The 12,463-nt window shown below is 66.8% G+C and carries 10 protein-coding genes; 2 read left to right on the plus strand and 8 right to left on the minus strand.

The genetic code is table 11. From position 1 onward, the window contains the following. Positions 1–9 precede the first annotated feature (9 nt). Positions 10–1,599, minus strand: coding sequence for a cytochrome ubiquinol oxidase subunit I (locus HDC36_RS01865; protein WP_179563958.1), 1,590 nt, complete (start codon positions 1,597–1,599; stop codon positions 10–12). A gap of 201 nt (positions 1,600–1,800) precedes the next feature. On the opposite strand from HDC36_RS01865, the gene HDC36_RS01870 reads away from it, so the two are divergent. Together HDC36_RS01870 and cydC are read left to right on the plus strand one after the other, a co-directional pair. Beyond that, entirely contained in the window at positions 1,801–3,720 is a 1,920-nt protein-coding gene (locus HDC36_RS01870) for an ATP-binding cassette domain-containing protein (RefSeq protein WP_179563959.1), read from the plus strand. Beyond that, the gene (gene cydC, locus HDC36_RS01875; RefSeq protein ID WP_179563960.1) at positions 3,717–5,402 is read left to right on the plus strand and encodes a thiol reductant ABC exporter subunit CydC; all 1,686 of its coding nucleotides are present in this window, start codon (positions 3,717–3,719) and stop codon (positions 5,400–5,402) included. The genes HDC36_RS01870 and cydC overlap by 4 nt, the downstream gene beginning before the upstream one ends. Here cydC and HDC36_RS01880 read toward each other — a convergent pair. The 7 genes from HDC36_RS01880 to HDC36_RS01910 form a co-directional block, all read right to left on the minus strand. After that, entirely contained in the window at positions 5,393–6,025 is a 633-nt protein-coding gene (locus HDC36_RS01880) for an MAE_28990/MAE_18760 family HEPN-like nuclease (protein WP_179563961.1), read from the minus strand. The two genes, cydC and HDC36_RS01880, sit on opposite strands and share 10 nt — an antisense overlap. Continuing rightward, positions 6,015–7,064, minus strand: coding sequence for a DUF262 domain-containing protein (locus HDC36_RS01885; RefSeq protein ID WP_179563962.1), 1,050 nt, complete (start codon positions 7,062–7,064; stop codon positions 6,015–6,017). The genes HDC36_RS01880 and HDC36_RS01885 overlap by 11 nt, the downstream gene beginning before the upstream one ends. Next, positions 7,061–8,200, minus strand: a complete 1,140-nt coding sequence (locus tag HDC36_RS01890; protein WP_179563963.1) for a homoserine O-acetyltransferase — start codon at positions 8,198–8,200, stop codon at positions 7,061–7,063. Before HDC36_RS01890 ends, HDC36_RS01885 begins: the two co-directional genes overlap by 4 nt. A gap of 200 nt (positions 8,201–8,400) precedes the next feature. Next, positions 8,401–9,477 (minus strand): tetratricopeptide repeat protein, encoded by a 1,077-nt coding sequence (locus tag HDC36_RS01895; RefSeq protein ID WP_179563964.1) that lies wholly within the window; start codon positions 9,475–9,477, stop codon positions 8,401–8,403. Positions 9,478–9,481: 4 nt separating this feature from the next. Beyond that, complete coding sequence (locus HDC36_RS01900) at positions 9,482–9,928, minus strand: cytochrome c-type biogenesis protein (RefSeq protein ID WP_179563965.1); 447 nt, start codon at positions 9,926–9,928, stop codon at positions 9,482–9,484. Further along, the gene (locus HDC36_RS01905) at positions 9,925–10,527 is read right to left on the minus strand and encodes a DsbE family thiol:disulfide interchange protein (protein WP_179563966.1); all 603 of its coding nucleotides are present in this window, start codon (positions 10,525–10,527) and stop codon (positions 9,925–9,927) included. The genes HDC36_RS01900 and HDC36_RS01905 overlap by 4 nt, the downstream gene beginning before the upstream one ends. Continuing rightward, positions 10,527–12,461: a heme lyase CcmF/NrfE family subunit gene (locus tag HDC36_RS01910; protein WP_179563967.1), complete on the minus strand. Its 1,935-nt coding sequence runs from the start codon at positions 12,459–12,461 to the stop codon at positions 10,527–10,529. Before HDC36_RS01910 ends, HDC36_RS01905 begins: the two co-directional genes overlap by 1 nt. Between the last annotated feature and the right edge of the window lie 2 nt (positions 12,462–12,463).

Raw genomic sequence — 12,463 nt, forward strand, 5'->3', positions numbered from 1 at the left:
CTGCCGGGATCAGAGTTGACCGGCGGCCGCAGGGGCGGCAAGGGGCGCGGCGGGGCGCGGGGTCGGTTGCAGCAGCGCGGGCAGATTGTCGGGGCCCTTGCGGATCGCCTTGAGCATCAGCTTGATCTCGATGACCAGCAGCACGGTGTAGATCGCCACGAAGCCGGCCAGGGTGATCAGGATCTCGTGCAGGGCCAGGCCGGAGGCGGCGTAGAAGGTCGGCAGCACGCCTTCCACCGCCCACGGCTGGCGGCCGTATTCGGCGACGAACCAGCCGCATTCGATCGCGATCCACGGCGCCGGCAGGGTCCACAGGGCCAGCTTCAGGAACCAGCGCTTGTCCTCGAAGTTGTGCTTGCACGAGAACCACATCGCGGCGATGAAGAAGGCGATCAGGTAGAAGCCCAGGCCGGCCATGACCCGGAACGTCCAGAACAGCGGCAGTACGCGCGGCACGGTGTCGAGCGCGGCCTTGGAGATTTCCTCCGGCGTGGCATTGAGGATGTCGTCGCGGTAACGCTTGAGCAGCAGGCCGTGGCCCAGGTCCTGCCAATGGCGGTCGAACACCTCGCGCGCCTGCACGTCGTTGCGGTCGGCCTTGAGCCGTTCCAGCGCGCCGTAGGCGATCTGGCCGCCGCGGATGCGGTGCTCGGCGCGCTTGACCAGTTCAAGGATGCCGGGGACCGGCGTGTTCAGCGAGCGCGTGGCGATCAGGCCCATCAGGTACGGCACCTTGATCGCGTAGTCGTTCTTGCCGGTGGTCTGGTTGGGGATGCCGAAGGCGGTGAAGTCGGCCGGGGCCTGCTCGGTCTCCCACATCGCTTCGATCGCGGCCAGCTTCATCTTCTGGTGTTCGTTGGCGGCGTAGCCGCTTTCGTCGCCGAGCACCACCACCGACAGCGAGGACGCCAGGCCGAACGCGGCGGCCACCGCGAACGAGCGCCGCGCGATGTCGCGGTGCGTGCCGCGCAGCAGGAACAGCGCGCTGATCGACATCACGAACACCGCGCCGGTGACGTAGCCGGCGCTGACCGTGTGCACGAACTTGGCCTGCGCCACCGGGTTGAACACCACCGCCATGAAATCGACCACTTCCATGCGCATCGTGTCCGGGTTGAACACCGCACCGGTCGGGTTCTGCATCCAGCCGTTGGCGATCAGGATCCACACCGCCGACAGGTTGGTGCCCAGCGCCATCAGCCAGGTCACCATCAGGTGCTTGACCGGCGACAGCTTGTTCCAGCCGAAGAAGAACAGGCCGATGAAGGTGGCTTCCAGGAAGAACGCCATCAGCCCTTCGATCGCCAGCGGCGCGCCGAAGATGTCGCCGACGTAGTGGCTGTAGTAGGACCAGTTCATGCCGAACTGGAACTCCATGACGATGCCGGTGGCCACGCCCATCGCGAAGTTGATGCCGAACAGGACGCCCCAGAACAGCGCCATGCGCCGCCAGACCTCCTTGCGGGTCATGACGAACACGCTCTCCATGATCGCGATCATGAAGGACAGGCCGAGGGTGAGCGGAACGAACAGGAAGTGGTACATGGCGGTCATGGCGAATTGCAGCCGCGACAGCTCTACGACAGTGGTGTCGATCATGGCTGTGCTACCTCGTGGGAAATGTGCATCTGGGTGGCCGAGTGGCGGTAGGTTGAGAGCGATGTTCCGCTTCCGCCGCGCGCGAAGCCTTGATCCAGATCAATGTCCTCGCCGGCCGCGATCGGCATCGTGGCGGCACGCGGCGGTCCCGACCGGGATGCCGCCTTACAATGGCGGCCTGTTCGCCGCGCCGAGTCCGTTTTGACCGATCCCGCCGAGTCGCCCGCCGCACCGCCTGCCGAGTCGCCGCACCTGCGGCGGCAACGCGTGCGCTGGCTGGCGTCGCTGGCCAGCGCGGCGCGTGGGCGGCAACGGCTGGCCGCGACCGCGATCAGCCTGTCCGGGGCGCTGCTGATCGTGCAGGCCGGCGCCATCGCCTGGTTGCTGCAGGCCTTGCTGGTGGAGCATCGCGCGCTGCAGCAGGCGCTGCCCGCGTTCGCCGTCCTGGCGCTGGTGCTGGCCGTGCGCGCGCTGCTCGGCGCCTGCGCGCAGCGCGCCGCCGGCGAGGTCGCCGATGCGGCGAAGTTCGAACTGCGCCGGCGCGTGTACCGGCGCCTGCTGCAGCGCGGCCCGCTGTGGCTGCGCGGCCAGCGCAACGGCGAACTGGGCGAATTGCTGCTGGCCCACGGCGACGCGCTGGACGGCTACTACGCCGGCTACCAGCCGGCGCGGCTGGAAGTGAGCGTGGTGCCGCTGCTGATCCTGCTCGCGGTCGGCTGGAGCGACTGGGTGGTGGGCCTGCTGCTGCTGTGCACCGCGCCGCTGGTGCCGATCTTCATGATGCTGGTGGGCTGGGGCGCCGAAGCCGCCGGGCGCCGCCAGCTGCGCGAGCTGGCGCGGATGGGCGGGCATTTCGCCGACCGGCTCAAGGGCCTGGGCCTGCTGCGCCTGTACGGCCGCGGCGAGGACGAACTGCGCGGCATCGCCGCCGCCGCCGAGGGCGTGCGCGAACGCACCTTGAAGGTGCTGCGCATCGCCTTCCTGTCCTCGACCGTGCTCGAGTTCTTCGCCTCGGTCAGCGTGGCGATGGTGGCGATGTACCTGGGCCTGAGCTACCTGGGCATGATCGCGCTGCACGCGACGGTGCCGACCCTGGGCGTGGGCGTGTTCTGCCTGCTGCTGGCGCCGGAGTTCTACGCGCCGCTGCGGCGCCTGGCCGCGCACTACCACGACCGCGCCAACGCGCTGGCCGCGGCGGCCGAGGTGGAGCGCCTGCTTGGTGAGTTGCCGGATTCGGCGGTAGCGCTGGCGCCGTTTGTGTCGTCGCCGGCGGTTGCCGCGCCGGCGCTCCCAACGCTGGCGCCGCCATTGTCTGCGCCACCTGCGCCGGCAATGCCGGCGGCGCCTGATGAATCCGCAGTGCCATCGCCTGCAGCACCGCCAACGCCTGCGGTGCCTGCAACGCTCGCAGTGCCTGAAAAGCCTTCAGTCCCCGCAGTGCCCATGGCGCTGGCGCCGCCGGCAGCGCCCACGCCGCCGCTGCTGCACGCCGAGGGGCTGACGCTGCGCCCGCAAGGCGCGCGCTGCGACGCGCTGCAGGATCTGTCCTTCAGCCTGCAGCCCGGCCAGCGCCTGGCCCTGATCGGACCCAGCGGCAGCGGCAAGAGCACCTTGCTCGAAGCACTGGCCGGCTGGCTGCCGCCACGCGCCGGCAGCCTGCAACTGCGGCCCGGATTGCGCGTCGGCTACGCCGGGCAGCGCCCGTACCTGTTCCACGGCAGCATCGCCGACAACCTGCGGCTGGCCGCTCCGCGGGCCAGCGCCGCACAGCTGCACGCCGCGGCCGAGGCCGCGCAGGTCATGCGCTTCGCCGCACGCCTGCCGCTGGGCCTGGAGACCGTGATCGGCGAACGCGGCTTCGGCCTGTCCGGCGGCGAAGCGCGGCGCATCGGCCTGGCGCGGTTGCTGCTGCGCGATCCCGAACTGTTGCTGCTCGACGAACCCACCGCCTTCCTCGATCCGGACACCGAAACCGAACTGCTGCGCACCCTGGCCGCTTTCAGCCACGGCCGCAGCGTGATCGTCGCCACCCACAGCGAGGCCGCGATGCGCTGGGCCGACAGCGTGCTGCGGCTGCCGGCGCGGGTGGCGATGGACGACGCGATCGGAGTGGCGCCATGAGCGGCCCCGCGCGCGACGACGACTTGCGCAGCGTGTTCGGCCGCCACCTCGGCCGGCTGCTGCTGACCGCGCTGCTGCTGTTGTGCACGATGCTGGCCGGGGTCGGCCTGCTCGGCCTGTCCGGCGGCTTCCTGACCGCCGCGGCGCTGGCCGGCGTGGCCGGCATGGGCAGCGGCTTCAACTTCTTCTCGCCCTCGGCCGGCATCCGTGCGCTTACCTTCGCCCGCATCGCTTCGCGCTACGGCGAAAAGCTGGTCGGCCACGATGCCACCCTGCGCATCGCCCGCGACCTGCGCGTGTGGTTCTTCCGCCGCGCGTTGCCGTTGGCGCCGGCCAGGCTCGGCGCCAGCCGCACCGGCGAGCTGCTGGCGCGCCTGATGTCCGATATCGGCGAGGTTGATGGCCTGGTGGTACGCGCGTTGGCGCCGCTGTTGGCGCTGTTGGGCATCGGCGTGGCCGGCGTGGCCGCGGCAGCCGCGATCTACTGGCCGGCGGCGTTGGTGCTGGCAGTGCTGGCGCTGGCGATCGGCGCCGGCGTGCCGTGGGTGGTCGCGCGAGGCGGCCGCATCCGCGAGCAGCGCCGCGCGCAGCAGCGCGAGACGCTGCGCACGCTGGCCTACGAAGGCCTGGAAGGCGCCGCCGACCTGGCCGCGCTGGACGCACAGGCCGACTGGATCGCGCGCGTGGACGCCAGCGCGCACGACCTGCGCGCGCAGGACCGCCGGCAGCGGCAGCGCCTGATCGGAGGCAATGCGCTGCACGCGCTGTGCGCGGCGCTGGGCTTGCTGGCGATGCTGTGGCTGGCGCTGGGCGCGGCGCGTGCCGCGCTGATCGGCGCCGAGCAGGCGGCCGGGCTGATCTTCCTGACCGTGGCCCTGCTCGAGGTCTGGGCCGGTGCCGGCCTGGCCTGGCAGGCGCTGCAGTCCGGACGCGTCGCCGCGCGGCGGCTGCAGGCCATCGCCGGCCAGAGCGCGCCGGTGGCCGACGCCGCACAGCCGCAACCGCTGCCCGATGTCGGCGACGTGCAGTTCGACGCCGTGGTCTTCGCCTGGCCCGGCGAGACCCGGCACGTGCTCGACGGCATCGACCTGCGCATCGCCCCGGGCGAGCGCGTCGCCATCTGCGGCGACAGCGGCAGCGGCAAGACCACCTTGTCGGCGCTGCTGCTGCGGCTGTGGGATCCGCAACAGGGCCGCGTCCGCTATGCCGGCGTGGACCTGCGCGAGCTGGCCCAGGCGCAATGGCACCAGCGCATCGCCTGGTTGCCGCAGGGCGCGCCGGTGTTCGCCGGCAGCGTGCGCGACAACCTGCGCCTGGGCGCGATCGATGCCGACGACGCCAGCTTGCAGCGCGTGCTAGCCGACGTGCGCCTGGACGCGTGGCTGCACGAAGTCGGCGGCCTGGATGCCTGGCTGGGCGAGAACGGCGCGACCATGTCCGCCGGCCAGGCGCGGCGCCTGGCCCTGGCCCGCGCGCTGCTGCGCAACGCGCCGCTGCTGGTGCTGGACGAGCCCACCGAAGGCCTGGACGTGGACACCGCGCAGGCCTTACTGCGTGACCTGACCAGTGCGCTCGGACAGCGCAGCCTGCTGCTGATCAGCCACGACGCGTTGCCGGAGGGCGTGGTGCATACGCGCTATCGCTTATGTAACGGAAGCTTGTTGCCTGATTTCTATTGCTGATGAACGATTTTCTTAACTAAATATTCCTCGTTTTTAAGAAATTTCTCTATCTCTTCTCGAAAGAGATCTGTGGCTATGGTTACTGCATTTATATATTTTTCAATATTCTTCATGTCGGGGTTGAAGCTGTTTTCGCCATGAGCTATTGCATTCCTGATGCTAACAAGCCTGTCAATATCTGCGCCTACATCCGAAAATCTAGAGTAATCGAATCCATACATCTCACAGAGCTCTCTGAAATTTTCGAATTTTAGGTTGGATTTTGTGTCAACTTTTTTTTGAAATCGCATTGATTCTTTAAGGAGTTTTCTAAATTTTTCGGTGAAAACAATGCGTTGGGAAAAGGATTGCTTCCCACTTAATGACTTATAACTTTCCCCAAGTCCTATGACTACTAGTTTGGTGGGAATGTCTTCAGGGGATAGGCTTAATTTATTCAAATGATCTAAAAGAACTTTAAGTGAACTGACGACGTATCCCTCCCAGTGAGCATATATTAAAGGTATGCAAAGCCTGCACCAGAGTAGTTCATCTACGCCGGAGGAGTTCATCTTTAGTTTTGCAAAGTCGCCTTGCCTCCATTCGTTGCTGGCGACGATTTCTTCTATGACTTCATGGGGCATTGAATATCTCTAGTGCGCGATTCATTCTGTTCCTGATTCGAGTGTTTGAAAATGTGCTGGTGCCAATCGCGCTATATGTCTTATCTTTGGTTAATGTGCTTATCTTGGATATTATCTTTTTTTCATTTCCCTTGATTTTTTTGAATTTCTTTGGTAGTGCATATGCTATTGAGTCAAACAAGTGCAATGCGAAGTTTCCCTTCGGGCGAAATATTTTTTTCCCGTATGTGTCGTTTAGGAAATTGATTACTTCTATAAAATAATTTTTCTCTTTTTCGAGATCAAAAGGATGAGTTCCTTTTGAGACTTCTTTCATAAATTCAGTTAAAAATTGAGGGACGGTGGTTCTAAATTCTTTTGTTAAGTGTTTAAATGCAAAAAAACGAAGTGTTAGTTCTTCAAGGAACATCCCTTCTTTTTTTGCGTCGCTTGGTGTAATTAATTCATTGAATTCTTGAATTTTTGCTACATCTCTCAGAACTTGATTGAGGTCCACTGCATATGCTCGGAATATGCAATTCCTAATTTCTTGATCGGAGAGAGGACTCGCTCCTGTATTCAGTCTGTTAAACAGCTCATATCTAATGTCTTCAAGGCTGTCCCATCGAACAATTTCAACTCGACATACCGCCCTCTTTAATGTTGTTTTTAACTTAATAGGAAGTGTGCCGCTTGTTAGCCCTTCAAGTTGAGGGATCATTTCGCCCACCGTGAGGGTGGAGTTGTTTTTTTCAGGAACTTCTTTCAGGAGGCCAAAAAAAGAAAATATTGTAGATATGCGCTGTAATCCATCAACTACCTCCCACTTCCCTGCATCGTCCTCAGCAACGAATATTGGCGGAATTGGTATTCCAAGAAGTACGGATTCAATAAATCTGGTTTGTTGGAATTGAGACCATCGGAAAACACGCTGGTATTCGGGTGATATGAATAAATCTCCATCTTCAAAGATGCTCATAATTTCACCAAACGACATATCAAGTCGGTCAGTTTTAAGTGAATTCCTTTTCTCGGTAATTACATCTTCTAAGTTATTCATGGTTCTCCTTTAATGATTTTTTGCATTTCTGACTCAAGGAATCGCCGTACAGCTGGCCCGAAACGCGCGAAATCGACCAGGAACGCGTCGTGTCCCTGCGGCGAATCCAGGCCCAGGAACTGCGCCTCGGCGCCGCCAGCGCGCAGGCCGTCGGCGATCTGCTGCTGTTGCTGCACCGGGAACAGGATGTCGGTGTTGGCGCCGATCGCCAGCGCGCGTTCGACGCGGATCGTCGCCAGTCCGGCGAGCACGTGGCCGCCGGCGTATTCGGCCAGGTCGAACCAGTCCATCGAACGGCTCAGATACAGGTAGCAGTTCGGATCGAAGCGGCGCACGAAGCGCCGCGCATGGCCTTCCAGGTAGCTTTCGACCTGGAATTCCAGGCCGAACGGATCGTCGTCGGCCTGGTCCGAATCCAGCCGCACGCGGCCGAAGCGGCCATCCCATTCCAGCGCCGAGCGGTAGGTGATGACGCCCAGCTTGCGCGCCATGCGCATGCCAGACTCCGGATACGTGGCCTCGTCGTAGTCGCCGCCGTTCCAGTTCGGATCCAGACGGATCGCCTCGCGCTGCAGCGAGCGGATCGCGATCGAGAACGGCAAGGCCTGCGCGCTGCCGGAGATGTTGATGTGGCTGCGCGCCAGCCCGGGGTGGCGGCGCAGCAGCGCCAGCGCGGTCATGCCGCCCATCGAGTTGCCGATCACGCACGCCAGCCGGTCGATGCCCAGCGCGCGCACCACGTGCGCGGCGGCATCGGCCACATCTTCGATCGACAGTTCAGGGAAGCGCAGGCGATACGGTCGCGCGTCGTCCGGATCCGGCGAGGCCGGGCCGGTCGAGCCCTTGCAGCTGCCCAGCGAATTCACGCAGATCACGAACCAGCGCTGCGTGTCGATCGGTTTGCCGGCACCGAGCATCGCCTCCCACCAGCCGGGGCTGGGATCGTCGGCATGCGCGGCGGCATGCGCGTCGGGCGACAGGCCGGTGACGATCAGGATCGCGTTGTCGCGGTCTGCCGCCAGCGTGCCCCAGGTCTCGTAGGCGACGCGCGCATCGCGCAGCTGGCCGCCGCGCTTCATCGGGAACGGCGAGGGCAGGGCGAGGAAGCGGCTGCCGGGAGGAATGAATTCGGTCATGCGCCGATTCTAGCCGTGCCGCGGCGGACGCGGCGTGCGTGCGCGTGCCCGGCGAAGGAGACGCGTAGACGAAGCCAGCAACGAGCGGCGCCCCTGTAGGAGCGGCTTCAGCCGCGACAGGCATTTTCCGCAACCGACATGTCCCTCGCGCCGGTGTCGCGGCTGAAGCCGCTCCTACAGGAGAACCCGGGCGCGCCGCGTCATGGCGTCCCGATCACCAATTCCACCGGCGTCGCCGCCGGCAGCGTCACCGTCACCGGCGCCGATTCCAGGTCGCCTTCCTGGCGCATCGCGTTGCCGCTGTTCGAGAGCCGCGCCAGCACCTGCACTTGCTTGAGCTGCGACAGCTTCTGCGTCGGCATCGGGCTGTCGCTGTCGCTCAGGGTCACGCGCAGCGGCAGCGACTGCAGCGCATGCTTCTGCACCGCGACCGGCATCGGCGGGCCGCCGGGCACGCGCGCGATCACGAACACGCTGGCGTCGCCGCGCAGGCGCACGCGCGCGGCGAATTGCGGATCCAGCGACACCGCAACCGTGAGCGTGCCGGCGGCGGCGGATGCAGACGAGGCGGCGGCGTTCGGTGCGGCCGTTGCGCTTGCCGCGGCCGTCGCCGTTGCGGCTGGCGCAGCGGCCGGCAGCGCCGGCAACCCGGCATCGGCACGCGCCGCGTCGATCTGCGGGCGCAGCGCGGCGGCGGTAGCGGCATCCACGCGCGGCAGCAGCGCCTCCCAGGTCGCCGCGGCCTCGGCATGCTGGCCGCGCTGGCGCTGCGCGATGCCCAGGAACCAGGCGGCGCGCTCGTTGGTCGGTTCGACCTGCAAGGCATGCCGCAGCCAGGCGATGCCCTGGTCGTCGAACTGGCGCTGCGGCGTGGCCAGCGCGCGCGCTTCGGCCGCCTGCACCAGCCATTGCGCTTCGTCCGGCGCCAGCTGCACCGCGCGTGCGAACGCGGCGGCGGCCTCGTTGGGGCGGCCCAGCGACATCTGCGAGCGCGCCAGCAGCGCCCAGCCTTCGGCGCGACCTGGATCCTTGGCCAGCGCCGCCTGCAACTGCGCCACGCCGTCTTCCAGGTTGCGCGGCGCTTCGCGGTTCTGCGCCTGCAGCGCGCGCGGCGTGCCGACCAGCGCATACAGCGCGGCGGCGGCCACGCCCAGCGCCAGCACCGCAACGGCGAGCAGCGGCGTGCCGCCGCGGCCACGCCGCAACGGCCACAGCACCGCGCCGAACACGAGCGCGGCCAGGACCGCGGCGGCGGCATGCATGCCCCAGCTCAGCATCGCCTCACCATTCCTGTTCCTCCTGCGCCGGCGGCGCAGCGCCGGCCGGCGCGCGGCGGCGCACCACCCAGACCACGAGCAGCGCACCGGCGCCGAGCAGCGCCAACGGCCCGAACCACAGCAGCCAGGTGCGCGCTTCCACCTGCGGCCGGTACAGCACGAACTCGCCGTAGCGATCGACCAGGAAGCGCTTGATCTCCGCGTCCGAACGTCCCTGCTGCATCAGTTGCAGCACTTCGCGGCGCAGGTCCAGCGCGATCTGCGCATGCGAATCGGCCAGCGACTGGTTCTGGCACTGCACGCAGCGCAGTTCGGCGGTCAGCGCATGGAAGCGCGCTTCCTCGGCCGCCGAGCGGTACGCCAGCGGGGTCGGGTTGGCCACCGGCTGCGCGCCGGCATGCCCGGCGCAGGCCAGCAGCACCAGCAGCAGCGCGAGCCAACGGCGCGTCACGGTGCGGCCCGGCCCTGCTTGGCGGTCGGCGCGTCGCGTTCGGCCTGCAACAGCGCCGGCAGCAGTTCGTCCTGCACGATCTGGTCGGTCAATGCGCCGGAATGCTTCCAGCGCACCACGCCGCGCGCATCGACCAGGAAAGTCTCCGGCGCCGCGGCCACGCCCCAGTCGATCGCGGTGCGCCCGTCCGGATCGAACAGCACCACGAAGAACGGATTGCCCAATTGCTCCAGCCAGTGCAGCGCATCCTGCCGGGTGTCCTTCCAGTCGTAGCCGATCACCCGCACGCGCTTGGTCAGCGCGAAGCGGGTCAGTACCGGGTGCTCCTCGCGGCAGGTGGCGCACCAGCTGCCCCACACGTTGAGCACATACGGCGCGCCGCGCAGTTCGGCGCTGCGCACGCGGATCGACCCATCGTGCAGTACCGGCAGGTCGAACGCCGGCGCCGGCTTGCCGATCAGCGCCGACGGCAGCGCATCGCGATCGGCCACCCCGGAACGTTGCACCGCGTAGAACATCAGCGCCAGCAGGCCGAGGAAGAACAGGGCGCCGAGCACGATGGCGGCGAGCGGCAGGCGGCGTGGAGCAGGAGCGGACATCAGGATTTCTCCGGGGAACGACGGAAGCGCCGGTCGCCGGCGGTGACGAAGCCACCCAGCGCCATCAGCGCCGCGCCGAGCCAGATCCAGCGAACGAACGGTTTGACATGCAGGCGCATCGCCCAGGCGTTGCCGCCCAGCGGTTCGCCCAGGGCGATATAGACGTCGCCGAACAGGCCGGGATGGATGCCGGCCTCGCTCAGGCTCTGCCCGCCGCTGGCGTAGACGCGCTTTTCCGGATGCAGCAGCGCCAGCGGGCGGTCGTCGCGCAGCACCTGCACGTGCGCGCGTTCGGACAGGTAGTTGGGGCCGCGGATCTGGTCCAGGCTCTGGAATTCGAAGCGGTAGCGGCCCATCTGCAGGCTCTGCCCCGGCGCCAGCGCCACCTCGCGTTGCTGGTCCAGCGCTTCCACCAGCAGCGCGCCGGTCAGGAACACCGCGATGCCGGCATGCGCCAGGGTCATGCCCAGCATCTCGGCGGTGAAGCGGCTGCCCTTGAGCTGGAAGCGGCTCCACACGAAACGCGCGGTGCCGAGCAGCACCCAGGCCGCGCCGGCCACGCCGGCGGTGGTCTTCCACGGTCCCTGCGGCGCCAGGAAGAAACCGAGTACGCCGGCCAGCAGCGCCAGCCCGGCCCACGGCGCCAGCAGCGCCAGCGGCCGCGACGGCTGTTCGCGCTGCCAGCGGGTCAGCGGACCGAACGGCAGCAGCGCCACCAGCGGCGCCATCAGCACCACGAACAGGGTGCCGAAGTAGGGCGGGCCGACCGACAGCTTGCCCAGCCCCAGCGCGTCGGCCAGCAGCGGATACAGGGTGCCCAGCAGCACCATCGCGCAGGCGCAGGTCAGCAGCAGGTTGTTGGCCAGCAGCAGGGTCTCGCGCGAGGACGCGGCGAAGCGCTGGCGTTCGTCGCCGGCGCTGGCGCCGATGCGCCCGCCGCGCAGCGCGTACAGCAGCAACGCGCCGCCGCAGACCAGGCTCAGGAACACCAGGATGAACAGCCCGCGGCCGGGATCGGCGGCGAACGAATGCACGCTGGTCAACACGCCCGAACGCACCAGGAACGTGCCCAGCAGCGACAGCGAGAACGCGGCGATCGCCAGCAGCAGCGTCCACGCGGTGAAGCTGCCGCGCTTTTCGGTCACCGCCTGCGAATGCAGCAGCGCCGCGCCGGCCAGCCACGGCATGAAGCTGGCGTTCTCCACCGGGTCCCAGAACCACCAGCCGCCCCAGCCCAGCTCGTAGTACGCCCACCAGCTGCCCAGCGCGATGCCGATGGTCAGGAAACCCCAGGCCACATTGGTCCATGGCCGCGTCCAGCGCAGCCAGCGCGCATCGACATGGCCGTCGAGCAGCGCGGCGATCGCGAACGCGAACGGCACCGCGAAGCCGACGTAGCCCGCGTACAGCAGCGGCGGGTGGATCACCAGGCCCGGATCCTGCAGCAGCGGATTGAGGTCGCGGCCTTCCAGCGGCGCGGGCAGCAGCCGCGCGAAGGGGTTGGAGGTGAACAGCAGGAACGCCAGAAACCCCAGGCTGACCAGCGCCAGCGTGCCGATCACCCGCGCCACCACCGGCGCCGGCAGGCTGCGCGAGAACAGCGCCACCGCGCCGGTCCACAGCGCCAGGATCAGCGTCCACAGCAGCAGCGAGCCTTCGTGCGCGCCCCAGACCGCCGAATAGCGGTAGATCAGCGGCAGCAGCGAGTTGGAATTCTCGGCCACGTAGGCCACCGAGAAATCCTGCACCAGGAACGCATGGGTCAGCACCGCGAAGGCGCCGGCGACCAGCGCCAGCTGCGCGAACGCGGCCGGCCGCGCCACCGCCATCCAGCGCGCGTCGCCGCGCTGCGCGCCGGCCAGCGGCACCGCCGCCTGCAGCAGCGCGGCGAGCAGCGCCAGGATCAGCAGGATCTGGCCGAATTCAGGAAGCATGG

Origin of the sequence: Xanthomonas sp. JAI131 (assembly GCF_013410075.1) — a bacterium.
Classification (GTDB): Bacteria; Pseudomonadota; Gammaproteobacteria; order Xanthomonadales; family Xanthomonadaceae; genus Xanthomonas_A; species Xanthomonas_A bonasiae.